Below are 21411 nucleotides of genomic sequence, written 5' to 3'. Positions count from 1 at the left end.
ACGGACTGACTAGATCTTGGGACGCACATGCATCTTGTGGACGACAGAGATAGCTTGGGAGGGTGCGACGAGACTGCGGCTATCACCCGTACGCGTGCACCATCCGAAAGAAGTGTTGTCCGTGAATACGGCATTCATCCGTACTCATTCGTCTTTCTTTCCTTCCCGTCGCCCTGTTCCGTAGGGGACCGAGCACGTACGGTAAGAAAAAGAGAGCCCAACTGACCTTTTGCCGGAGGTCGCAGTGACTGTCTTCCCCGCCCGCCCCGTATTGCCCGTTCCGTCCAAAGCCCTGACCCCGGTCGACCGGAGCCATCCGGGGCCCTCCGCCCTGGAGGCGCCGCGCCTGACACCTGTCGAGTGGGCGCGGCGTCGTCGCGCTGAGCGCGAGGCACGCCGTCTCGAGGCCGCCGGAGCACGCGCGCTGACGCGTCTCGACCGGCTCGGACCCAACTGGCACATCGTCGACTGGCCACGTACCGACCTCTCCCAGGCGTATTACGAGCCTGACCCCGCCGACGACCGCGCCGGGTTCCTGGCGATCGGTCCGGGCGGCGTCTACGCGGTGACCGTGGCCGACCACGGCCGCTCCCGCGTTTTGATCGCCGGGGACGTCGTGCAGATCAACGGCAAGCGCCCGCAGTACATCGCCGAGGCACGCCGTGACGCCCGCCGGGCGGCCAAGGCGCTGTCCGCCGCTGTCGGCCTCAACGTTCCGGTGACCGCCGTGCTGACCTTCGTCGGCTCCGGCGTCATCAGCGTCCACGGCCTGCCGAAGGACTGTCTCGTGGCCACCGACAAGGAGCTCGACCGGCTCCTCATCGCGGGTGGGGCGAAGATCTCCCCGTCTACGGCGAGCAAACTTACGGCCGTGGCGAACCACCCGAGTACCTGGGCAAACGCGCCGTACCGGCCGGCCGGTGACTACCGTTGGTACAGCAACGGACAGACGGCCGCTGACAAGCGGCCGACCCGCCGGTAACGTTCCTTCCGACGCCGACGACAGGCGGCGCCGCGGCCGGAGCACCGGGAGACCGGTGGGTCCGCGCGCCGCCGGTGGTCGTCGCGAAGGAAGCGAGGAGGAGCGGGTGGCGCATGTTGAGCTCTCCCTCTCGGGAGCGTTCGTCCCCCAAGCGCGGACACCAGCCGAGGCCGAGTTCGTCACCAGCGTGGAGCGCTGGGCGACGACGGTGGCGGTCGCCGACGAGCCGTGCCTGATCATCGATGGCACCGGCTCGATTCTTGCCGTCTCACCGTCGTGCAGTGAGTTGCTCGGGCTCGGCAAGCCCGTCGAGGCACTCGGTCAGCGGCTCACCTCGGCACTGCATCTGATCGACTTCACCGCCGGTGCGGGCCGGCTCGAGGAACCCGAGGCGGAGAAGATCCCGCCGCTGCTCGCCGTGCGCACCGAGCGCCTGGCGCGCGGGCTGATCCGGGTGGTGCCGGGCGCCGGTGAGGCCCCGCTCACCGTCGATGCGGTCTCCACACCGCTCCTGGCCGGCGATCGAGTGGGCGGATCGCTGACCTTCCTGTCCCCGGTACGGTACTGAAGTCCGTTTCGCCCCCTGAGTTGTGGTGTTCGACGCAGCGCGTGGGCATTGGGCGTTACAGATCCGCAACGTAGTCTGCCCTCATGCTCGATCTAGACCTGTTACCGGGTGAGTACGCGGTGTGCCGGCTCCCCGCCGGCTCGACCCTGCCCGCCGCCCTGACCACGGGTCCGGACGACAAGAGCGTCATCTCGGTGACCTGGGGCGTGGACGAGCTCTCGGTGATCTGCCCGAACGATCGGATCCCGCCCGGCGCCGAGGCCGACACGGCATGGCGATGTCTGCGCGTCGCCGGTCTCGACCTGACCATGACGGGCGTGCTGGCCTCGCTTGTCGGTCCGCTCGCCGAGGCCCGGGTCAACATCGTCACGTTCTCGACGTACGACACCGACTATCTGCTGGTGCCGACCGTACGCCTGACGGAGGCCGTCAATACGCTCACCGCGGCCGGTCACCGTATCGCGAGCTGACCCCGGGCTCCTACGATGAGCCCGTGTCCCCCCGCGCACGCCGTATTCCCCTCGCCGTCGGCGCCCTGCTGGTGAGCGCCGCCTGCGGTGCGCCACCCGGGAGCGCGCCGCCGGAGTTCCCCGCGCCGGCAGTGAGCGTCCCGCCGCCGGCCAGCGCGCCCGTACCCAGTGGTGTTCCGATCGCGCCGATGAACCCGCAGCCGAGCAGCCTGGGCTACCCGTATCCGACGTACCCGACACCCGGCTACACCTATCCGACGCCCGGTTACGCCACGCCGCCACCACAACCGGGGCGGATGACGACCACGGCCACCACGGCACCGTTGACGAAGTCGCCCACCCCGACGCCGACGCACGCCGCCAAGTGCCGCACCGAGCCGACCGGCCCGCAGATCCTGACGCTGATCAAGGACGACCCGGGTGTTCCGGACACGAGTCTGGCGGTGGCCGACGGTCCGTTCTGCTCCGGCACCTGGACCTTCACCACGGTGAAGATCGACGGCCAGGACGCGGACGAGGTTGAGCCGTTGATGGTCGTCAGCACCGGAAAGGGCGCCAAGCTCACCCTGGTGGCCGCGGGCACGCATGTCTGCAACGCCAAGGTGCAGGCTGAGGCGCCGGCCGGCATCCGAGTCCTCGCCTGCGGCTTCTGAGCATCGGTCCTCCTGGCACGCCGCCGCTGCGGGTGGGGGCCCTAGAATTCGGGGATGCCCGGAACGCCGCCCATGCGCTTCGCCTATCTCGGCCCCGAAGGCACCTTCACCGAAGCCGCCCTGCGCACCATCCCGGCGGCCGAGCACGGTGTCCGTAACCCCGCTCGCAGCGTCCCTGAGGCGCTGGAGGCCGTCCGATCCGGCGAGGCGGACGCCGCCCTCGTCCCGCTGGAGAACTCGGTCGGTGGGGCTGTCCCGGTCACGCTCGACGAGCTAATCACCGGGACCCCATTGATGATCACGCGGGAGGTGCTGCTGCCGGTCGAGTTCGTGCTCGCCGCGCGCACCCTCACCCCGCTCGCGGAGATCCACAGCATCGCCGCGCACCCGCAGGCCTCCGCCCAGTGCCGGCACTGGCTGCGGGCCAGCGCGCCGGACGCGGTCGTCGTCGACGTGTTGTCGAACGCCGCGGCGGCGATCAGCGCGGCGTCCGGCGAGCACGACGCGGCCCTGTGCGCACCGATCGGCGTGTCACAGCACGGGCTCACCGTGCTCGCCGAGAAGGTGGCCGACCGGGCCGAGGCGGTCACCCGCTTCGCGCTGCTCACCCGGCCCGGCGCACCGGCCGCGCCGACCGGCGACGACGTGACGTCACTGGCCGTCTCGATCCGGCACGACCAGGTCGGCGCGCTGCTCGCGGTGCTCACCGAGCTGGCCGTGCGGGGCATCAACCTGTCCCGCATCGAGTCCCGGCCGACCGGCGAGCAGCTCGGCACGTACGTCTTCTTCCTGGACTGCACCGGCCACGTCGCCGAGCCCCGCCTCGGCGAGGCCCTCCAGGGCCTGCGCCGGATCTGCGCGGAGGTCCGGTTCCTGGGCAGCTACCCCAAGCACCGCCTCCAGCCGGAGCCGCCCGTCTCGGCCCCGGCCGGCCTTTCCAACACCGACTTCGCCGACTCAGCCGCCTGGCTGACCCGGCTCCGCGCCGGCACCCTCACCTGACCACTCAGTCGTCGAAGAGGCCGCCGAGGACTCCGCCGCTCGAGCTCTTCTGGCCCCCACCGACACCGGCGATGCCGCCCGGCGGCAGCTCGGAGGGCTGCACGACGACGAAGCCCTGCCCGTTGAAGCTCATCGTGAACCGCTCCCCGGTGCTACGCCCGAGGAGCGTCCCGAAGCCGAGCTGATCGGCCCGGTGGTAACCGGTCTGGAGGTTCGCCGACCAGGCGATCGCCGCCTGCGGGTCGACGTAGGTCGGCTGATCGACGTTGAGCACCACGGGCGTCCCGTTGGTGGTGACCGCGATCCGGCCGCTCCCGGAGAACACGCAGTTGAAGAGGCCGGCACTGGACATCACACCGACGCCGGAGACCATCTTGATGTCGTACTGAAGGGTCGAGTCGAAGGCGAGCACGTTGGCGCCGTTGATCGAGAGGGCGTCGCCCTGGTCCAGGTCGATCAGGTGGACGTCGGCGCCGTTGTCGGCGAGGAAGACGTCGCCGTTGCCGCGTACCCGCATCAGCGGCACACCCTCGCCGGTCAGCTTCTGCTTGAGGAACTTGCCGAGGCCACCGGAGCCGAGCGCCTCGAACTTGACCTGTCCCTGATAGGCCACCATCGACCCGGTACGAGCGAGGAACTCACCGTTCAGCTCGGCCTTCAGCAACTTGGAGTTCTGCAGCCGGAGCCCAGGCTGGCTGGACTCCTTCTCGAGGTTCTCGGCAGAGAAGAGTTCACTACGCATGTACCCAGCGTAGGGGCCGGGCTCAAGGAATCAGCCCCATCCGAGCTCGTGCAGGCGGTGATCATCGATGCCGAAGTGGTGGGCGATCTCGTGCACCACGGTGACGGCGACCTCGTCCACGACGTCGTCCTCCGAGTCGCAGACCTTCAGGGTCGGCAGCCGGTAGATGGTGATCCGGTCGGGTAGCGCGCCGGCGTAGTCCCATCCGCGGTCGGTGAGGGCCGTGCCCTCGTAGAGCCCGAGCAGGTCGTCGCTGCCGTCCGGAGGCCGGTCCTCGACCAGGAAGACCACGTTGTTCATCAGGGAGAGCAGCTCGACGGGCACCTCGTCGAGGGCCTCACCGACCAGCTCTTCGAATCGTTCAGGACTCATGTCGACCGGCACGTCGCCCATTGTGCCGGTAACGGCGGAAAGGTGGGGATGCCGACGCGGCGGGACCGCGCCGGCAGACCCGTGGACTCAGGCCAGCTTCGCGTTGAGGCTGATCTCGGCGCCCGGCTTGAGCAGCTTGGAGATCGGGCAGTTCTCCTTGGCGGCCTCCGCCAGCTCCTGGAACTTCGCGTCGTCGATGCCCGGCACGTCGCCGACGGACTCCAGGTCGATCCGGGTGACACCGAAACCGGCGTCGCCTTTGTCCAGGTGCACCTTCGCGGTGGTCTCGACCGAGGTGGGCGTGAAGCCCGCGTCGGCCAGGCCCTTCGAGAAGGCCATCGAGAAGCAGCCGGCGTGCGCGGCCGCGATCAGCTCCTCGGGGTTCGTCCCCTCGCCCTCCTCGAAGCGCGACTTGAACGAGTAGTTCCCCTGGTAGCCACCCTTACCGGTCTTGACAGTGCCGGAACCCTCGGTGAGGTTCCCTTCCCAGCGAGCCGAAGCAGTACGAATAGGCATGACCAGAACGCTAGCCCATCTCGGGGCCGCTGGTTCACAGACATCGTGAGGGGCCATGATGGATCGCATGTCCGGTGAAACTGAGGTCGGCGAGCAGTCAGTGCTCGAGTTCGGCGAGTCCGGCTGGGAGGAGCCACGGCGCCGGCCCACCGCGGACTTCCTGCGGGGTCTGGCCGGCGACCGGCGACTGCCGGTGTTGACCGCCGGGCTCAGCGCCGTCGCGGTCTTCGCGTCGCTGATCTCCGAGTGGCAGATCACCGCCGTCGAGCAGATCGAGTACGAGGGGGACGAGGAGCTGAGTCAGCAGACCCAGCTGCTCCCGACCGACCTGTTCGATCTCGGTGGCATCGGCGGGGCGTACTTGGTCGGGCTCTTCCTGCTGACGACCTCGGTGGTGCTGGTGCTGTTCGGCCCGGCGGCCGGCCGCCGGTACGCGAGACTCGCCGGCTTCAGCGTCGGCGGCCTGCTGTTCGCCCTGCTGCTGGCCATGGTCCACCTGCTCGGCAGTGAGACCCGGCTGATCTCCCGCTACTTCTCGATGCAGATGCCACCGGAACAGAGCCAGGTGGAGTACGGGCGTGGCCTCTGGTGTGCCCTGGCCGGAGTGGCCGCCGCGCTGCTCGTGCTCTGGCTGACCAGCCGGGAGCCGGACAGCGACGACGGTCCACGGTGGGTCCGGCCGGTCGCCGAGGAGGAGGACGAGGACGAGCCGGACGCCCCGCTCGACCTGACCATCTCGGCGTCCACTCCGTTCGCCCCGTTCCCCGGTCAGCGCGACCAGCCACACCGATCGTGACTCGGGGGATATCCGGGTGATGATCGGACCGGGTCGCCGGTAGGCTCGACAACCGTGATTGACCTGCGTCTGCTTCGCGAAGATCCGGAACTGATCCGCGCCAGCCAGCGGCTGCGCGGCGAGTCCACCGATGCGGTGGACACGCTGCTGCGCGCCGACGAGGAGCGCCGGGCCGCTACGCAGCGGTTCGAGGCGGTCCGGGCGGAGCAGAAGTCGCTGGGTAAAGAGGTGGCGAAGGCGTCCGGCGACGAGCGGGCGGCGCTTCTGGCGCGGACCAAGGAGCTGGCCGTCGAGGTGAAAGCCGCCGAGGCCGCCACCACCGAGGCCGAGCAGGCGCTGCGCCGGGCGCACCTGGCCGTGTCCAACGTCGTCGAGCCGGGCGCTCCGGCCGGCGGTGAGGACGACTTCGTCGTTCTGCGTACGGTCGGGGACATCCCGAACATCGAGGCGCCGAAGGACCACCTGGAGCTGGGTGAGGGGCTGCGCGCGATCGACACCGAGCGCGGGGCGAAGGTGTCGGGGTCGCGGTTCTACTTCCTCACCGGCGTCGGCGCGCTGCTCCAGCTCGGCATGCTCCAGCTCGCCATCCAGCAGGCGGTGGAGCACGGGTTCACCCCGTCGATCACGCCGACCCTGGTCCGGCCGGAGTCGATGGAGGGCACCGGCTTCCTCGGCGCGCACGCCAGCGAGATCTACCGGCTCGAGGCCGACGACCTCTACCTGGTCGGCACGTCAGAGGTGGCGCTGGCGGCGTACCACTCGAACGAGATCATCGACCTGAGCAACGGGCCGTCGCGGTTCGCCGGCTGGTCGAGCTGCTACCGGCGGGAGGCCGGCTCGCACGGCAAGGACGTGCGCGGGATCCTGCGGGTGCACCAGTTCGACAAGGTGGAGATGTTCTCGTTCTGCCCGCCGGAGGAGGCGCAGGCCGAGCACCAGCGTCTGCTCGCCATGGAGGAGGAGATGCTCGCCAAGGTCGAGATCCCGTACCGGGTGATCGACGTGGCGGCCGGCGATCTCGGTTCGAGCGCGGCCCGCAAGTACGACTGCGAGGCCTGGGTGCCCTCGCAGGGGCGGTACCGCGAGGTCACCTCGACGTCGAACTGCACCACGTTCCAGGCCCGCCGGCTCAACATCCGCTACCGGGACGCGGACGGCAAGCCGCAGATCGCCGCCACGCTGAACGGGACGCTGGCCACCACCCGGTGGCTGATTCCGATCCTGGAGAACCACCAGCAGCCGGACGGTTCGGTGCGCGTGCCGAAGGCGCTGCAGCCGTTCCTCGGCGGCCGGGACGTGCTCGAGCCGGTCAGGTAAGCGCAATCGGTTGGCTACCAGTTGTCATAGCAGCTGGTAGCCAAACCGGTGTACCGTTCTCCTTCCGCCCTCCGCGGGGGCTTGCAGACCCTCGGAGGTACCGATGCTCAAGCCCGGGCTCCCCAAGCTGATCGCCACCGACCTGGACGGCACTCTGGTCCGTAGCGATGACACCGTGTCGGCTTACACCCACGAGGTTCTGGACCGGGTCCGCACCGCCGGCATCCGCATCGTCGCCGCCACCGGCCGGGGACCGCGTCTCACCTCGCTCACCCGCAACGACATCCGGGTCGCCGACTATCTGGTGCTGGCACAGGGCGGTTGGGTGCTGGACCAGGCGGAGGCCCGGTATCTGCGGCAGTCCCGGCTCGCCGGGCCGGTGCTGGGTGAGGTGCTCGGCGCGCTGGAGTCGGCGACCGGCCCGCTCTCGGTGATGTTCGAGGCGCTCGAGCACGACGACTCCCCGCTCTGGGGCGATTACGACCCGACCTGGCGTTATCCGGTCACGGTCGAGTCGCGTACCCGGCCCGAGTGCCTCACCGGCGATGTGATCAAGGCGTTCGCACGCTCCTTCGAGCTCGGCGTCGACGAGCTGCTCGCCGTGGCCCGGCGGATCGTGCCGCCGGACGTGGCGACGGTCACCCAGGCCGGTCTCGACTACCTGGAGATCTGCCCGCCGGACGTGGACAAGGGCACCGGTCTGGCCGTGGTCGCCGAGGCGGTCGGTGTGGATCCGGCCGACGTCCTGGTCTTCGGCGACATGCCCAACGACCTGCCGATGTTCGCCTGGGCCGGGTGGGGCCGGGTGGCTGTCGCCAACGCTCACCCGGAGCTGCTGGCGGTCGCGGACATGGTGACGCTCAGCAATGACGAGGACGGAGTGGCCGTCTTCCTGGACCGGCTATTGTCGAGGTGATGGCTACCCGCGGCGAACAACCGAAGCAGACCCAGGATTTCCGGCTCGTCGCCACGGACATCGACGGCACCCTGATCAACAGCGATCGCGTCCTGACCCAGCGCACCCTCGACGTGCTGGCCCGGGTTCCCGTTCCGGTGGTCCTCGTGACCGGTCGCCCGCTGCGCTGGCTGGACCAGCTCTACGACCAGCTGCCCGAGCCGCTGCCGGCGGTCTGCGCGAACGGCGCGGTGATCTACGACCCGCACACCGGCGAGGTGCTGCGCGCCGAGTCGCTCCCGGTGGATCTGCTGCTGGACGTGACGAAGCGCCTGCGCGACGCGGTACCCGACGTCTCGCTGGCGGTCGAGGTCGAGGACGGCCGCGCGTTCCGGCACGAGCCGACGTGGACGATCCGCTGGGAGCACGATCACCGGGTCGAGGTGATCGCCTCGCCCGAGGAGCTGACCTCGCTCCCAGCCGTGAAGCTGCTGGCCCGCTCCGCGACCGCCGATCCCGACGAGTTCCTGGAGCTGGTCAGCAGCACGCTGGGTGGCCTGGCCGAGGCGACCCGGTCCTCGTCGTCCGCCCTCGTGGAGATCTCCGCGGCGGGCGTCACCAAGGCCGCCGGGCTGGCCTGGCTCTGCGAACGCGAGGGCGTGACCGCGGACCAGGTCGTCGCCTTCGGCGACATGCCGAACGACATCCCGATGCTCACCTGGGCCGGCCGCGCGGTCGCGATGGGCAACGCCCACCCCGCACTACGCGCGGTCGCCGACGAGCTCACCCTCACCAACGACGAAGACGGCGTAGCCCGATACCTGGCGAACGCTTTCCACCTTTAAACCCATATCTGGTACGCGCCCAACCGTCCCCCAACCCCAATGGGGCCGTCCCGCCGAGCCGCGCGACCCTGGTGCCACGCCAGGCCGCCCGGCGACCGCCGGGCCGAGCACGGGGGCGTGGCCCGGACGCACGAACCTGCCTGCCACCTGCATGGGCCCGGCGGACGCCCGGGCTCGGCGGGGGCGTAGCCCCGAGATGCACCCGCCTGCCACCTGCATGGGCCCGGCGGTCGCCGGGCGGCATCGAGGGGTGCTCGGGTCGCGCGGTGGGGGTGGGACGGCTTAGTTGGGGTTGGGGAGGTGTGGGGCGTACCCCGGCGGGTTTGATGTTGCCCGCCGGGGATGTGCTCAGAGGTACTGGCCGGTGCGGCCTTGAGTTTCGCCGGGCTTGCCGGGGATGATCCCGCCGGGGCCCATGGGCAGCGCCGGGCGGCCGGGGACGCCGCCGCGCATCTGCTCGAGCTGGAGGCGGGCGGCCATCTGCTGGGCCACCAACGCTGCCTGGATGCCGTGGAACAGGCCTTCCAGCCAGCCGACCAGCTGCGCCTGGGCGATCCGCAGCTCGGCCTCGCTGGGTGGGGTGTCGCCCTCGAAGGGCAGCGACAGCCGTTCCAGCTCTTCGCGCAGCTCCGGTGCCAGGCCGTCCTCGAGCTCGGTTATCGACCGCTGGTGGATCTCCCGCAGCCGGCTGCGGCTGGCCTCGTCGAGCGGAGCGGCCCGCACCTCTTCCAGGAGCTGCTTGATCATGCTGCCGATGCGCATGACCTTCGCCGGCTGCTCGATGAGGTTGCCCGGCTCCTCCGGGGTGAGCGAGCCGTCCTCCTCGACCGTGCCCATCGGCCGGCCGTCCGGCCCCACGACGATGACGGAGCCGTCTTCCTTGTGCTCAGTGGTGCGGGTGTCGTCGGTCATGCGATCCATCTTTGCGCACGGTCGCTCACGACCGAAGTTCGGCCACAGCACATTTGACACTCCCGCCACCGCGCTTCAACTCGGAGAGATCGACGTGCACCGGCAGGTAGCCGGCGTCGCGGACCTTGTGGCCCATCGCCGTGGCCTCGGTGTTGAGAATCACATGGCGGCCGTCGCTGACCAGGTTCAGGCCGAAGGCCTCGGCGTCCGCGCGGTCGGCCAGCACCGCGTCCGGGAAGAGCTGGGCGAGGACACGCTGCGAGGCCGGCGAGAAAGCGCCGGGGTAGTAGGTGACGTGCCGGTCGTCGAGAGCGGCCAGCGCGGTGTCCAGGTGGTAGAACGCGGGGTCGACCAGCTTCAGGGAGATGACCGGGCGGCCCAGCACCTCCTGCGCCTCGGCGTGCGCGGCGGGCTCGGTGCGGAAGCCGTAGCCGGCCAGGACGATGCCGCCGTACGCCGCGGGCAGGTACGCGAAGTCGCCCTCACCCTCGTTGACGTGCTGCGGCGCGACGAACCGCCAGGCGTCGCCGGTCCGGTAGAACGCCTCGTGGGCCACCGCCTCGTCGGCCCGCTGCGGGTAGCGGAACCGGGCGCCGTAGACCGTGCCGTCCACGGAGAAGGCGCCGTTCGCCGAGTAGACCATGTCCGGCAGCTCCGGCCGCGGGTCCAGCACGTGCACGACGTGCCCCAGGCCGGTGAGGGTGTCCTTGAGCGATTGCCACTGGGTGAGCGCCAGACCGGCGTCAACCTTGGTGGTGATGTCCATCCACGGGTTGATCGTGTACTCGACCGTGAAATGCTCAGGGGGACACATGAGGTATGTCCGGTTTCGCGGCAAGCGCTCGATGTGGCTCATGAGGTTCAAGACTAGGTAGGGTGCGTTGCAGCAAACAGCTCATAATCTTGCTCCTCGGAGGCGATTCGTTGCAGATGGACGTCGTTGACCAGCGAATCATTGCGCTGCTCGTGGCCGACGCCCGCGCTTCGTATGCCGAGATCGGCGCCAAGGTCTCGCTGTCCGCGCCGGCCGTCAAACGCCGGGTCGACCGGCTGCGCTCAACCGGGGTGATCAAGGGATTCACGGCCGTGATCGAGCCGTCCGCGGTCGGGTGGACCACCGAGGCGTTCGTCGAGCTGTTCTGCACCGGGCGCACCACGCCCGCACAGATCACCGTGGCGACGCGCCGGCATCCGGAGGTGGTGGGTGCCTACACGGTCTCCGGGCAGGCGGATGCGCTGGTGCACCTGCGGGCCGCCGACATCGGGCATCTGGAGCAGGCGCTGGAGCGGCTGCGCGCCGAGCCGTTCGTGACGTCGACGCGCAGCATGGTGGTCCTGTCGCGGCTGGTGGAGACGCCGACCGCGGTGCCGATCTAGAGGTACATCCCCGGGCGGTGCTCGTCCGACGACCGCTCCTTGGACGGCACCGGCTTGTCGCCCTCGCCGAAGAAGCGCTTACCACCGAACTCGCCGTGCAGCCGGTCGTCCAGCTCGTCGGCGAGACCGGTCATCACCTGGACCGCCAGCATGAGGTGGATGGCCTGGAAGTTACGGCCGAACACCGGGATCGACGCCCAGACCGTGTCCTGGGCGCAGTACAGCCGGCCGATCGGCATCCGGTTGGTCAGCTCGGAGAGCTTCACGTAGAGCTGCTCGGTCGGCTCGACCTCGGTCAGGATCGGCGAGAAGACGTCCACCAGCGGCGGGTTGTCGCGGACCCGGACGAAGACCATCGCGGAGCCGGCCCGGATGCCGACGTCGCCGTCCGCGTCGACCTGCAACTGGTCGACCGTGGTCTTGGACATGGTGGCCACGACGGTACGCACCCGCTCCTCCAGAGGGACGACATCCTCGGACACGTTGGCGAGGGCCGCCTCGAGAGCGCCCTCCTCGTCCAGTCCCTCGAGGTCCAGGTCGTCGATGCTGGGCTCGTGCCGGGCGGTCCCCAGTGGGGAGGCGTCGATCGGCTCGTCCTCCTCGTCGTGCACCAGGTAGACGAGGAAGGCCGGGTGGGGTGCCCCGTACACGTCGCGCAGCGTGCGGGAGACCACGGTGGCGAGCTGAGTCGCCTTGTCCTGCGAGGAGCGCAGCCCGAAGGAGTCGCCCGATCCGGCCAGCACACCCGGGGGTGACCAGCCGAGCGCGACCATGTCGGCGACGGTCGCCCGATTCATCCGGAACTCCGCCGGCAGGGCCGCGTTGCCGACGGCGAGCGCCTCGACCACACCGTCCGCGAGGACGCGGAGGCTCACCGAATAGACGGCCGTGCCGGTACCGGAAGCGGTTGGGTCCAGGGTGAGGTCGACGTGCGCGCCGGGCGGCAGCGTCGGCAGCAAGCTCGCCAGGGAACTCGCGAACTCACGCCACGCCTCGGTCACCTTGGCCCTCAGGTCGGCTGTGGTGGGCTCGTCGAGCAACACGCCTTCAGACGTCTCGCCGGCGCCTTCTACCGTCATGATCGCACCTCCGTCCCCGTCACCCTATCGAGCGCCGATCCACCCTGGAGCCAGGGTCTCTCGTGGCTTGCCGGATCAGCTCTCGCGGCGTTCGGATCAGCTCTCGCGGCGTTCGGATCAGCTCTCGCGGCCTTCGGATCGGCTCTCGCGGCTTGGCCAGGACAGGGCTAGGGCACTGATCTTCGCGGAGGCCTCGGCTGGTGCGAGGCCGCGGCCCACGGCCAGTCCCATCAGGTACGCCGTGACCGGCGCCCCCGGCCGCAGGACGTTGTGCGCCACATCGCGGGCCACGTCGAGCAGCTCCTTTGCCGGCACCTCATCCGGCGAGACGCCCAGCTCGGCCCCGGCCGCGGCGATCCACGCGTCCAACTCGTTCATCTCGCCCATTCCTCGGCGGTGCGCAGGTCGTCGTCGGTGTCGCAGTCGAACCAGGGCGGCGGCCCGGGCCGACGCCACGAGACCTCGGCGATCCGGAGGTTCTCCAGCAGCGCTCGCACCGGTGCGCCGTGCAGGCCACCGCGCTCCTCGGCGAGACGGTTGATCGCCGCCCGCAACGCCGCAGTACGCCAAACCCCGCACAACACCTGAAGATGCCCCTCGGCGTCCCGGTAGACCGCGCCCTCCATCGGCGCCGACTCCATGGTCAGCCGCAGCACGTCGATCGCCTCACCGGTCAGCAGCGGCAGGTCCGCGGCGAGCAACGCGGTGAACGCGATGTTCTCCGGCACCAGCGCCAGACCCGCGGCAGCCGCGGCGACCGGCCCACCGCCCGGTGGCTCCTCACGCGTCACATGCACCTGAACCGGCAGGTCGGCGGGCACCCGGCCGACCACGACGCGCGGATCGGCGTCGTGCACGGCCGCGAGCACCCGGGTGAGCATCGACTGGCCCCCGACCGGCAGGGTCGGCTTGTCGGCCCCACCCATTCGCCGCGCCGCACCGCCAGCCAGCACCACCGCCGCAAATCCCCCCACGTGAGTACCGTATCCCGAGCGCGTGCCGGGCGTGACCGCGCGCTCAGTTCGACGCGGTCGTAAGCTCCGGCCATGGGGAGGAACACGGCGCGCCGCACTGTGGTGAGCATCGACGTCGGCGAGTCGCCCGGCGTCCGGCGCCACCCGGACGAGCTGGCCGCGGAGGAGCCGCTGGAGATCCGCGTCCGTAAGCAGCCGCTCGCGGTCACCATGCGTACTCCCGGCCACGACATCGACCTGGCCATGGGCTTTCTGCTCAGCGAGGGCGTGATCGGCAAGGCGGACGACGTCGTGACAGCGCAGCTCTGCGCCGGCACGGACACGCCGAACACCTACAACGTCGTCGATATCGTGCTCGACCCGCACGTACCGCCGCCGGTGACGGATCCGAGCCGCAACTTCTACACCACAAGTTCCTGTGGCGTCTGCGGGAAGGCCAGCATCGACGCGGTACGGACCCGATCGCTCTTCGACGTGACGACCGACCCGCTGGAGGTCCCGGCACGGCTCCTCGCCGACCTGCCCGGCAAGCTGCGTGCCGCGCAGCGGACGTTCGACCGCACCGGTGGGCTGCACGCCGCCGGTCTCTTCACCGCCGCCGGTGAGCTGCTCGTCCTGCGGGAGGACGTGGGCCGGCACAACGCGGTCGACAAGGTGCTGGGCTGGGCGCTTCGCGAGGGCCGGCTGCCCCTCGCCGGGCACGTCCTGCTGGTCTCCGGCCGGGCCAGTTTCGAGCTCACCCAGAAGGCGTGGATGGCCGGGATCCCGCTGCTCGCCGCCGTGTCGGCGCCGAGCACGCTCGCCGTGGAGCTGGCCGAGGAGGCCGGCATGACGCTGGTCGGCTTCCTGCGTGAGCCGCGGATGAACGTCTACTCCGGCGCTCAGCGCGTCACGCTCTGACCACATGAGATTCGGGTACTGGTAAGCCCTGATCACATTCACCTTCATCCATTCCCGCGAGGCTGCCATGCATGCCGATCTCGCGTCGAACCCTGCTGCTGAGCTCCGCCGCCGGAGCCGCCGGAGCGACCACGACATGGCCGTTGGCCGCGCAGGCCGCGCCCTATCGCGGACCGTTGCGAACCGATCCGTTCACCCTCGGTGTCGCGTCCGGCGACCCGGATGCGGACGGCTTCGTCCTCTGGACCCGACTGGCCACCACACCGCTCGCCGCGGACGGGCTGGGCGGCATGCCGTCCCGCAACGTGCCGGTGACCTGGGAACTCGCCGCTGACGAACGCTTCCGCAAGGTGGTCCGCCGGGGTGTGGTCGTCGCCCGTGCGGACCGCGCGCACAGCGTGCACGTGGAACTGGACGGCCTCCCGGCGGGCCGGGAGTACTTCTACCGCTTCCGCGCCGAGCGCTACACGTCCCCGGTGGGCCGGACCCGGACCGCGCCGCCGCGCTGGGCTCCGGGCGGCACCCTGGCCATGGCCTTCGTCTCCTGCTCGCAGTACGAGCACGGCTACTTCACCGCCTACCGCCGGCTGGCCGAGGACGAGCCGGACCTGATCCTGCACCTCGGCGACTACCAGTACGAGTACGCACCGGACACCTACAACATCCCGGGCGGCAACCCCCGGGACCACGAGGGCCCGGAGACCGTCACGCTGGCGAACTACCGGCAGCGGCACGCGCAGTACAAGAGCGACCCGGACCTCCAGGTGGCGCACGCCGTCGCGCCGTGGGCCGTGGTCTGGGACGACCACGAGGCCGAGAACAACTGGGCGGACGAGATCCCCGAGCAGCCCGACCCGAACTTCCTGGTCCGGCGGGCCGCCGCGTTCCAGGCGTACTACGAGAACATGCCGCTGCGCCGCACCTCGGTCCCGCGCGGTATCGACATGCAGCTCTACCGGCGCCTGCACTGGGGCCGGCTCGCCACCTTCCACATGCTCGACACCCGCCAGTACCGGGACGACCAGGGCTGCGGTGACGGGTACAAGGACTGCCCGGCCGCGTACGACCCGGCGCGCAGCATCACCGGCGCGGAGCAGGAGGCCTGGCTGCTCGACGGTTTCCGCCGGTCCACCGCGCGCTGGGACATCCTCGGCCAGCAGGTCTTCTTCGGGCAGCGGGACAACAACTCCGGCCCGCAGAAGGTGCTCAGCATGGACTCGTGGGACGGCTATCAGGCGTCCCGGGACCGGATCACCCGCGGCTGGGTGGAGGCCGGCGTCCGCAACCCCGTGGTGCTCACCGGCGACGTCCACGCGCACTGGGCCGACGAGCTCAAGCTCGATTACGACGACCCGGCGTCGAAGACCGTCGGCACCGAGCTGGTCTGCTCGTCGATCACCTCCGGTGGCAACGGCGCCGACGTGCCGAGCGGCAACCACAGCTGGGCGGCGTGGAACCCGCACCTGCGCTTCTACAACAACCAGCGCGGTTACGTCCGGACCCGGATCGCCGCCGACTCGCTCACCGCGGACTTCGTGGTCCTGCCGTACGTGACCACCCCGGGCGCCGCGGCGCACACCCGGGCAAGCTTCGTCATCGAGGACCGGGTGCCCGGGCTGAACCAGGTGGCGGACAACCCGACACCGTCGGCCACGCTGCGGTCCGGACCGCCCGACCTGGGCGAGGAGACCGTCCGGCAGGAGACCGAACGGCCCTGACGGGTTCATCGGCTCCTCACCCACTCCGGCGGCGGGACCCGGTTCGGCTTCCGCCGCCGGTCACCATGTGCGGTGACAACCCGAACCCGAGCAGGTTGTGCATGATCGTGGCGAGGTGATGTCCCGGCTCCTCGTGCAGTGCCCGGTCCACGGCCACCCGGGCCAGCGCGCCACGCCCCGAACGCCACGCCGTGAAGCTCAGCAGGCAGGCCGGCGCCGCCACGTACGCCGGCTCGACCCGGCGCAGCACGTCGGTCCAGAGCCGGATCCGCCACTCCTCCGGACTGACCCGGTCGAGCGCGAAGTCCTCGACCGCCTTGTCCACCAGCAGCGCCCCGAGCCAGGCGATCTCGTCGTCGGTGAGCGTGCGGCCCGCCCGGTACCGCCGTTCGGCGTCGCGGACCGCGGTGCGCCCGGCCCGCCGGATGGCCCGCCCGTACCGCCCGGCGTCCGGATCGCCGGCGAGCAGGTCGCTGAACCGCCGGCGGGCCCGCTCGGTGGCCGCCGTCATCGCGGTCCGGGCCGCCCCCTCGATCGAGGCGACCTGTGCGACCAGTTCCCGGCGGCTGGGCAGGGCGACGTGCCCGGACAACGTCGCCTCGGCCGCGATCACGCTGTCCCCCGGCAGGCACGCCGTGCCGTCGGGGCTGCAGCAGCGCGGGTCGTCACAGAAGTACGACCACCAGCGTCCGTCGGTTACCCGCATCGCGTCGTCGACCCGTACGCGAACGGTCTGCAACGCCTGGGCCAGGCGCAACACCGCCGGGGTGACCCGGCCCGGTGGTCCGAATCCGATGATCACCACCGAGGCGGCCTCCTGCCGGGCGACGGTCTCGGCGATGACCGTCGCGGCCTCGCGGGCGTCCTTCTCGTCGCAGTCCGGCGGCGGCAGGTCGTAACACGCGCCGAAGTCCACCCTCGTGCCGGTGAGGCCGACCATCGTGACGCTGTCCACCGGGTGATAGCCCAGCAGGTAGGGCACGGCGGCGATGAGGTCGGACGGGGTACGGATCACGAGGGCGCAGTCGGCTGTCATGGGAGGCAGCCTGGCCGCGGGGGCGAGTCGCCCGCGTGCCGAAGTTTCCGCCTGTGGACGACACGCCGGCCCGTCCACAGGCGGGCCGGGAGAAGTCGCAGCTACGAGCGGAACGGCAACTCGTGGAGTTGCAGTCCCTCCTGCTGCCAGGTGTGGGTGTGCCGGTCCAGATCCATGGTCAACTCGATGGAGGAGACCACGTCGTACCCGGCCGCGTGCAGACTCCGGATGGCCTCCACGTTGCGTGACTCCGGCGAGATGGTCAGCGAGGTCATGTTCCGCTTCTTCGCCTCGGCGGCCACGTGCTGGAGCAGCCTGCGGCCGACACCCTTGTGCCGGTGGCCGATCGTCACCACGACCGGATCGACCTCGCCGCCCCGACCGCGAATGATCAGCCCGACCATCCCGATGACCCCGTCGTCGGCGTGGTCGGCGACCCACAGGCCGGACAGGTCCAGCCTGGTCAGATACTCCTCGAAACCGGCTCCGCCGTCGTCGGTGTGTTCGCCGTACATCTCGTTGTGCTGTCTGGTGAGCTCGGTCCACAGACGTCGGCCCGCCGAGTGGTCACTCGGTCGATATGAGCGCACAACGACAGGGGTCATGTCGCCATCATGCCCGCGAATTGGGACGTCCGTCACCAGAAGCGGAAGATAACCCCGTGGACCTGCCGTACCTGCGCGCGCACCCGCAGCATCTCCCGACATTTCTCACACATCAGCGAATCCGGGAAACTCCGGTGGGCGGCGGCGTGTGCAACGCCAGCCGGCTGACCCTCGACGACGGATCGTCGCTCTTCGCCAAGACCTGGCCGTCCGGCCCGGCTCCGGACGGCATGTTCGCCGCCGAAGCGGCCGGACTCGCCTGGCTGCGGGAAGCGGGGGCGGTACCGATACCCGAGGTGCTGGTCGCTCTTCCCGAGCTCCTCGCCATGGAATGGGTCGAGCCGGGCGAACCGTCGCCCTCGGCCGCGGAACGCTTCGGCCGCGACCTCGCCCGGCTGCACCGCAGCGGCGCCGACGCCTTCGGCGCCGACTGGGCCGGCTACATCGGTCCGCTTCCGCTGGACAACACCCCCGCGAGCGAGGGATGGGGATCCTGGTTCGCGACGCGGCGCCTGCTGCCCTATCTGCGAACTTCGGCCGACCGGGGGGCGCTCTCCGCGGGCGACGTCGCGGTCGTGGAGCGGATCATCAACACCATTGACGCGTACGGCGAGCAGGAGGCGCCCGCTCGCATCCACGGTGACCTGTGGCCCGGGAACCTGCTGTGGGCAGCCGACGGGCGGGGCTGGCTGGTCGACCCGGCCGCACACGGGGGTCACCGGGAGACCGATCTGGCCACGCTCGCCCTGTTCGGCGGTGTCCCCCATCTGGATACGATCCGGGGCGCCTATCAGGAGGTGTGGCCCCTTGCGGACGGGTGGCGCGTACGCGTACCCCTGCATCAGTTGCATTTGTTGTTGGTGCATACCGCCGCCTTCGGCGGTGGCTATCGTGGCGCCGTGCGTGCCGCAGCCGATGCGGTGCTCCGCGGCTGAGGTCCACAGGGCGATATGCGTAGCGGCATTGAGTGGCCTTAGCGGCTAGATTCGATTCGTGAGCCATTCCAGGAGATCAGTCGCCCGCGCGTGGTGGCGGCGGTGACGGTGCTCGTCGACCGCTTCGGCCGCGTCGCCACCGATCTGCGCGTCTCGCTGACCGACCGGTGCAATCTGCGCTGCACCTACTGCATGCCCGCAGAGGGACTGGCCTGGATGCCGCAGCCCCAGCAGCTCACCGACGACGAGGTAAGCCGGCTGGTCCGGATCGCCGTGGAGCAGCTGGGGGTGACCGAGGTCCGGTTCACCGGCGGTGAGCCGCTGATCCGCCGTGGCCTCGTCCGCATCGTGGCGGAGGCCGCCCGGCTCGAGCCCCGGCCGAGGCTGTCGGTCACCACCAACGGCATCGGCCTGGACCGGATCGCTGTGTCGCTCCGCGAGGCGGGCCTCGATCGGGTGAACGTCTCGCTCGACACGCTGGACCCCGACAGGTTCCACACCCTGACCCGGCGCGACCGGCATGCCGACGTGCTGGCCGGTCTCCGGGCAGCCGTCGAGGCCGGCCTGACTCCGGTAAAGATCAATACTGTGCTGATGCGCGGGGTGAACGACGACGAGGCTCCGGCCCTGCTGCGGTTCGCGCTCGATCACGGCTATCAGCTGCGCTTCATCGAGCAGATGCCGCTGGACGCGCAGCACCAGTGGGACCGGCACGAGATGGTGACCGCGGAGGAGATCCTCGCCGCGCTGGAGCCGTTCGACCTGCGTCCTGACGATGTTTCACGTGGAACAGCGCCGGCCGAGACCTGGCTGGTCCCGGGGCACGTGGACGCCGCCGGCGAGCCGGCCCGGGTCGGCGTGATCGCGAGCGTGACCCGCCCGTTCTGCGGCGACTGCGACCGGACCCGGCTCACCGCCGACGGGCAGGTCCGCAACTGCCTCTTCGCCACCGAGGAGAGCGACCTGCGCAACCTCCTCCGGGGCGGCGCCTCCGACGACGAGGTCGCCGCGGCATGGCGGATCGCCATGTGGGGCAAACGCGCCGGTCACGGCATCGACGACCCGTCTTTCCTGCAGCCCGACCGGCCCATGTCCGCGATCGGAGGCTGATCCGGTGCTCACCGTGCGCTACTTCGCCGGCGCCCGCGCGGCCGCGAACGGCACGTCGTCCGAGACCGTGGCGGCCGAGACGCTCGAAGCCCTTACGCAGTCGCTCGTCGACCGGCATGGGGAGCGTCTCGGTCTGGTGTTGAAGGCGGCCAGCTTCCTGGTGGACGGCCTCACCTGCCATGACCGGCAGGCGGTCCTGCCACCGGACGCGACGATCGACATCCTTCCCCCGTTCGCCGGCGGCTGAGGCCGGTCTTCCGGCAGTTTGTCGTACCCCTCCGGCAGCATGCGGGACATGCGAGTTGAGGTCGCCAGCCGGCGGCGGAAGCCGGAGTCCGTCCGGGCCGCCTATCCCGAGGCCACGATCATCGACGTGACGTCCCGGGCGGCGGAGCCGTGGGTCCGGCTGAGCCCGTTCTACCCGCACGGCGGCATCCCGGTGCCGCTGACGCCGGGCGCCGTCAGCGCGTCGGTCGAGGGCATCTGGCAGGCCTTGAAGGTCTTCGAGGGCGCTGACGTGGACCCGTCGAAGATGACGGTGACCAGCATGAGCGGGCTGAAACGCACCGTCCGCCGCTACGGTCCGGTGCGTGGACACCGCGCTGGGCTGCACGGCGATTCCCTGCTCGACTATCAGGCGGCGCGGCGGCAGATCTATCTCCCGGCCTATCACTGGGTGCTGGAGCATCGGGTCCAGGATCTTGTGGGGCGGTTGCGGGAGGTCGGTGGGAGCGGCTTGGTGCTGCTCGACTACACCACCAACGGTGACCCGGCCGATGTCTCCAGCCCGCTGTCGCACGCGGCGTTGATCGCCCGCTATCTGACCGGCCGGTGGCCGGCGTGAGGTCCCGGCTGCGTCGTGTTGCTCGCTATTTGACCGGCATGAGGTCAGTCGCGGCCCTGCCAGGTCGTCACGCACACCTCGTTGCCCTCAGCGTCGGCGAGGACCCAGAAGGCCGGTGCGCGGTCCGCCGAAACGAGGCGGCCGCCGGCGGCCAGTGCGGCCGCGATGCGCCCCGGCGCCTCGTCATGCGGGACGGCGACGTCGAGATGCATGCGATTCCGCTGCGGGCGCGGCACGTCCATCTGCTGGAACCAGACCGGCGGAGCCTGCGCGAGTGGGTCAACGATCGGGTCCTCAGGGCCGGTCGCGCCCGGCTCGTCCAAGTAGCCGAGCACCGCCTTCCAGAACGGCCGGATCGACGCGATGTCCAGGGCGTCGATGGCGATCTCGAACTGCTGCACCGATTCCGGGGTGGGGCGCAGGTTGAGTTCGATCATCGCCTCGAAGAGCCGGCGAGCCAGGTCCGCGTCCAGCGCGGTCAGGGCGGCGATCGCCCGGGTCTGGAGGGTGAGCACCACCCGGTCGGCACGAATGTCCGAGCGCAGGTGGCCGTCCGCATCCGAACCGCAGACCTCGGCGGCCCGCATCGCTGCGACGGCGGCTTGATGCAGCGAGTGGACCGGCACCGACGTGCGAAGCGTGCCGAGCAGAAACCGCCAGCCGTGAGCGCCGGTCGCTTCGGATGCTTCCTGCCGGCTCAATTTCCGATCCACGCGGACAGATTGACAGATGGCCGTCCTACCGCCAGTCGGCGTTTGTCAGG

Annotated in this window: 27 protein-coding genes; 16 read left to right on the top strand and 11 right to left on the bottom strand. The window is 70.3% G+C overall.

What is annotated here, in order from left to right:
- The first annotated feature begins 244 nt into the window (after window positions 1-244).
- The 5 genes from I4J89_RS04120 to pheA all read left to right on the top strand — a co-directional run bounded on the left by I4J89_RS04120 (window position 245) and on the right by pheA (window position 3675).
- Window positions 245-982 (top strand): hypothetical protein, encoded by a 738-nt coding sequence (locus tag I4J89_RS04120; protein WP_196412457.1) that lies wholly within the window; start codon window positions 245-247, stop codon window positions 980-982.
- A gap of 106 nt (window positions 983-1088) precedes the next feature.
- Complete coding sequence (locus I4J89_RS04115; RefSeq protein WP_196412456.1) at window positions 1089-1550, top strand: PAS domain-containing protein; 462 nt, start codon at window positions 1089-1091, stop codon at window positions 1548-1550.
- A gap of 83 nt (window positions 1551-1633) precedes the next feature.
- The gene (locus tag I4J89_RS04110; RefSeq protein ID WP_196412455.1) at window positions 1634-2020 is read left to right on the top strand and encodes an ACT domain-containing protein; all 387 of its coding nucleotides are present in this window, start codon (window positions 1634-1636) and stop codon (window positions 2018-2020) included.
- A 23-nt stretch (window positions 2021-2043) separates the two neighbouring features.
- The gene (locus I4J89_RS04105; RefSeq protein ID WP_196412454.1) at window positions 2044-2673 is read left to right on the top strand and encodes a hypothetical protein; all 630 of its coding nucleotides are present in this window, start codon (window positions 2044-2046) and stop codon (window positions 2671-2673) included.
- 54 nt (window positions 2674-2727) lie between these two features.
- On the top strand, window positions 2728-3675 hold the full coding sequence (gene pheA, locus I4J89_RS04100) for a prephenate dehydratase (protein WP_196412453.1): 948 nt from the start codon (window positions 2728-2730) through the stop codon (window positions 3673-3675).
- Between the two features lie 4 nt (window positions 3676-3679).
- On the opposite strand, the gene I4J89_RS04095 is transcribed toward pheA, so the two are convergent.
- From I4J89_RS04095 to I4J89_RS04085, 3 genes are all read right to left on the bottom strand, one after another.
- Complete coding sequence (locus tag I4J89_RS04095) at window positions 3680-4417, bottom strand: AIM24 family protein (protein ID WP_196412452.1); 738 nt, start codon at window positions 4415-4417, stop codon at window positions 3680-3682.
- A gap of 30 nt (window positions 4418-4447) precedes the next feature.
- On the bottom strand, window positions 4448-4810 hold the full coding sequence (locus I4J89_RS04090) for a metallopeptidase family protein (protein WP_196412451.1): 363 nt from the start codon (window positions 4808-4810) through the stop codon (window positions 4448-4450).
- 66 nt (window positions 4811-4876) lie between these two features.
- Complete coding sequence (locus tag I4J89_RS04085) at window positions 4877-5305, bottom strand: OsmC family protein (protein WP_196412450.1); 429 nt, start codon at window positions 5303-5305, stop codon at window positions 4877-4879.
- A gap of 67 nt (window positions 5306-5372) precedes the next feature.
- On the opposite strand from I4J89_RS04085, the gene I4J89_RS04080 reads away from it, so the two are divergent.
- From I4J89_RS04080 to I4J89_RS04065, 4 genes are all read left to right on the top strand, one after another.
- A complete protein-coding gene (locus tag I4J89_RS04080; protein WP_196412449.1) occupies window positions 5373-6101 on the top strand; it encodes a hypothetical protein in 729 nt (242 codons plus the stop codon).
- 54 nt (window positions 6102-6155) lie between these two features.
- A complete protein-coding gene (gene serS, locus I4J89_RS04075) occupies window positions 6156-7418 on the top strand; it encodes a serine--tRNA ligase (RefSeq protein ID WP_196412448.1) in 1263 nt (420 codons plus the stop codon).
- A gap of 103 nt (window positions 7419-7521) precedes the next feature.
- Entirely contained in the window at window positions 7522-8334 is an 813-nt protein-coding gene (locus I4J89_RS04070; RefSeq protein WP_196412447.1) for an HAD family hydrolase, read from the top strand.
- Window positions 8334-9158 (top strand): HAD family hydrolase, encoded by an 825-nt coding sequence (locus I4J89_RS04065; protein ID WP_196412446.1) that lies wholly within the window; start codon window positions 8334-8336, stop codon window positions 9156-9158. The genes I4J89_RS04070 and I4J89_RS04065 overlap by 1 nt, the downstream gene beginning before the upstream one ends.
- A gap of 348 nt (window positions 9159-9506) precedes the next feature.
- Here the strand turns inward: I4J89_RS04065 and I4J89_RS04060 are convergent, their stop codons facing one another.
- A complete protein-coding gene (locus tag I4J89_RS04060; protein ID WP_196412445.1) occupies window positions 9507-10070 on the bottom strand; it encodes a bacterial proteasome activator family protein in 564 nt (187 codons plus the stop codon).
- Between the two features lie 25 nt (window positions 10071-10095).
- Entirely contained in the window at window positions 10096-10926 is an 831-nt protein-coding gene (gene ddaH, locus I4J89_RS04055; protein WP_196412444.1) for a dimethylargininase, read from the bottom strand.
- A gap of 68 nt (window positions 10927-10994) precedes the next feature.
- On the opposite strand from ddaH, the gene I4J89_RS04050 reads away from it, so the two are divergent.
- Window positions 10995-11447, top strand: a complete 453-nt coding sequence (locus I4J89_RS04050; RefSeq protein WP_196412443.1) for an Lrp/AsnC family transcriptional regulator — start codon at window positions 10995-10997, stop codon at window positions 11445-11447.
- Here the strand turns inward: I4J89_RS04050 and I4J89_RS04045 are convergent.
- The 3 genes from I4J89_RS04045 to mobA all read right to left on the bottom strand — a co-directional run bounded on the left by I4J89_RS04045 (window position 11444) and on the right by mobA (window position 13452).
- Entirely contained in the window at window positions 11444-12526 is a 1083-nt protein-coding gene (locus tag I4J89_RS04045; RefSeq protein WP_196412442.1) for a T3SS (YopN, CesT) and YbjN peptide-binding chaperone 1, read from the bottom strand. The genes I4J89_RS04050 and I4J89_RS04045 overlap by 4 nt on opposite strands.
- Before the next feature lie 117 nt (window positions 12527-12643).
- Window positions 12644-12904, bottom strand: a complete 261-nt coding sequence (locus tag I4J89_RS04040; protein WP_196412441.1) for a DUF6457 domain-containing protein — start codon at window positions 12902-12904, stop codon at window positions 12644-12646.
- The gene (gene mobA / locus I4J89_RS04035; protein WP_230858400.1) at window positions 12901-13452 is read right to left on the bottom strand and encodes a molybdenum cofactor guanylyltransferase; all 552 of its coding nucleotides are present in this window, start codon (window positions 13450-13452) and stop codon (window positions 12901-12903) included. The genes I4J89_RS04040 and mobA overlap by 4 nt, the downstream gene beginning before the upstream one ends.
- Before the next feature lie 120 nt (window positions 13453-13572).
- Between mobA and fdhD the strand changes: the two genes are divergently transcribed.
- Together fdhD and I4J89_RS04025 are read left to right on the top strand one after the other, a co-directional pair.
- A complete protein-coding gene (fdhD, locus tag I4J89_RS04030) occupies window positions 13573-14400 on the top strand; it encodes a formate dehydrogenase accessory sulfurtransferase FdhD (RefSeq protein WP_196412440.1) in 828 nt (275 codons plus the stop codon).
- Between the two features lie 71 nt (window positions 14401-14471).
- On the top strand, window positions 14472-16118 hold the full coding sequence (locus I4J89_RS04025; RefSeq protein WP_196412439.1) for an alkaline phosphatase D family protein: 1647 nt from the start codon (window positions 14472-14474) through the stop codon (window positions 16116-16118).
- Window positions 16119-16134: 16 nt separating this feature from the next.
- Here I4J89_RS04025 and I4J89_RS04020 read toward each other — a convergent pair whose 3' ends face one another.
- On the bottom strand, window positions 16135-17154 hold the full coding sequence (locus tag I4J89_RS04020) for a DUF4192 domain-containing protein (RefSeq protein WP_196412438.1): 1020 nt from the start codon (window positions 17152-17154) through the stop codon (window positions 16135-16137).
- 101 nt (window positions 17155-17255) lie between these two features.
- Entirely contained in the window at window positions 17256-17759 is a 504-nt protein-coding gene (locus I4J89_RS04015) for a GNAT family N-acetyltransferase (RefSeq protein ID WP_196412437.1), read from the bottom strand.
- Window positions 17760-17815: 56 nt separating this feature from the next.
- Between I4J89_RS04015 and I4J89_RS04010 the strand changes: the two genes are divergently transcribed.
- From I4J89_RS04010 to I4J89_RS03995, 4 genes are all read left to right on the top strand, one after another.
- A complete protein-coding gene (locus tag I4J89_RS04010; RefSeq protein WP_196412436.1) occupies window positions 17816-18694 on the top strand; it encodes a fructosamine kinase family protein in 879 nt (292 codons plus the stop codon).
- Window positions 18695-18787: 93 nt separating this feature from the next.
- Window positions 18788-19804 carry a GTP 3',8-cyclase MoaA gene (gene moaA, locus I4J89_RS04005; RefSeq protein WP_196412435.1) on the top strand — a complete coding sequence of 339 codons (1017 nt, stop codon included), beginning with the start codon at window positions 18788-18790 and terminating at the stop codon, window positions 19802-19804.
- Between the two features lie 4 nt (window positions 19805-19808).
- Complete coding sequence (locus I4J89_RS04000) at window positions 19809-20051, top strand: MoaD/ThiS family protein (protein ID WP_196412434.1); 243 nt, start codon at window positions 19809-19811, stop codon at window positions 20049-20051.
- Between the two features lie 48 nt (window positions 20052-20099).
- Window positions 20100-20648 (top strand): DUF6939 family protein, encoded by a 549-nt coding sequence (locus tag I4J89_RS03995; RefSeq protein WP_196412433.1) that lies wholly within the window; start codon window positions 20100-20102, stop codon window positions 20646-20648.
- Window positions 20649-20692: 44 nt separating this feature from the next.
- Here the strand turns inward: I4J89_RS03995 and I4J89_RS03990 are convergent, their stop codons facing one another.
- Entirely contained in the window at window positions 20693-21361 is a 669-nt protein-coding gene (locus I4J89_RS03990) for a VOC family protein (protein ID WP_196412432.1), read from the bottom strand.
- Between the last annotated feature and the right edge of the window lie 50 nt (window positions 21362-21411).

Origin of the sequence: Actinoplanes aureus (assembly GCF_015704865.1) — a bacterium.
In the GTDB taxonomy this organism is placed as follows: Bacteria; Actinomycetota; Actinomycetes; order Mycobacteriales; family Micromonosporaceae; genus Actinoplanes; species Actinoplanes aureus.
This window is presented reverse-complemented; position numbering and strand designations above follow the sequence as displayed.

Excerpts from the sequence above, each read along its gene's own strand:
- I4J89_RS04110 (WP_196412455.1), top strand. The coding sequence starts at position 1,634 with ATGCTCGATCTAGACCTGTTACCGGGTGAGTACGCGGTGTGCCGGCTC.
- pheA (WP_196412453.1), top strand. The coding sequence starts at position 2,728 with ATGCCCGGAACGCCGCCCATGCGCTTCGCCTATCTCGGCCCCGAAGGC.
- I4J89_RS04095 (WP_196412452.1), bottom strand. The coding sequence starts at position 4,417 with ATGCGTAGTGAACTCTTCTCTGCCGAGAACCTCGAGAAGGAGTCCAGC.
- I4J89_RS04090 (WP_196412451.1), bottom strand. The coding sequence starts at position 4,810 with ATGGGCGACGTGCCGGTCGACATGAGTCCTGAACGATTCGAAGAGCTG.
- I4J89_RS04085 (WP_196412450.1), bottom strand. The coding sequence starts at position 5,305 with ATGCCTATTCGTACTGCTTCGGCTCGCTGGGAAGGGAACCTCACCGAG.
- I4J89_RS04080 (WP_196412449.1), top strand. The coding sequence starts at position 5,373 with ATGTCCGGTGAAACTGAGGTCGGCGAGCAGTCAGTGCTCGAGTTCGGC.
- I4J89_RS04070 (WP_196412447.1), top strand. The coding sequence starts at position 7,522 with ATGCTCAAGCCCGGGCTCCCCAAGCTGATCGCCACCGACCTGGACGGC.
- I4J89_RS04065 (WP_196412446.1), top strand. The coding sequence starts at position 8,334 with ATGGCTACCCGCGGCGAACAACCGAAGCAGACCCAGGATTTCCGGCTC.
- I4J89_RS04060 (WP_196412445.1), bottom strand. The coding sequence starts at position 10,070 with ATGACCGACGACACCCGCACCACTGAGCACAAGGAAGACGGCTCCGTC.
- ddaH (WP_196412444.1), bottom strand. The coding sequence starts at position 10,926 with ATGAGCCACATCGAGCGCTTGCCGCGAAACCGGACATACCTCATGTGT.
- I4J89_RS04045 (WP_196412442.1), bottom strand. The coding sequence starts at position 12,526 with ATGACGGTAGAAGGCGCCGGCGAGACGTCTGAAGGCGTGTTGCTCGAC.
- I4J89_RS04040 (WP_196412441.1), bottom strand. The coding sequence starts at position 12,904 with ATGAACGAGTTGGACGCGTGGATCGCCGCGGCCGGGGCCGAGCTGGGC.
- mobA (WP_230858400.1), bottom strand. The coding sequence starts at position 13,452 with ATGGGTGGGGCCGACAAGCCGACCCTGCCGGTCGGGGGCCAGTCGATG.
- fdhD (WP_196412440.1), top strand. The coding sequence starts at position 13,573 with ATGGGGAGGAACACGGCGCGCCGCACTGTGGTGAGCATCGACGTCGGC.
- I4J89_RS04025 (WP_196412439.1), top strand. The coding sequence starts at position 14,472 with ATGCCGATCTCGCGTCGAACCCTGCTGCTGAGCTCCGCCGCCGGAGCC.
- I4J89_RS04020 (WP_196412438.1), bottom strand. The coding sequence starts at position 17,154 with ATGACAGCCGACTGCGCCCTCGTGATCCGTACCCCGTCCGACCTCATC.
- I4J89_RS04015 (WP_196412437.1), bottom strand. The coding sequence starts at position 17,759 with ATGACCCCTGTCGTTGTGCGCTCATATCGACCGAGTGACCACTCGGCG.
- I4J89_RS03995 (WP_196412433.1), top strand. The coding sequence starts at position 20,100 with ATGCGAGTTGAGGTCGCCAGCCGGCGGCGGAAGCCGGAGTCCGTCCGG.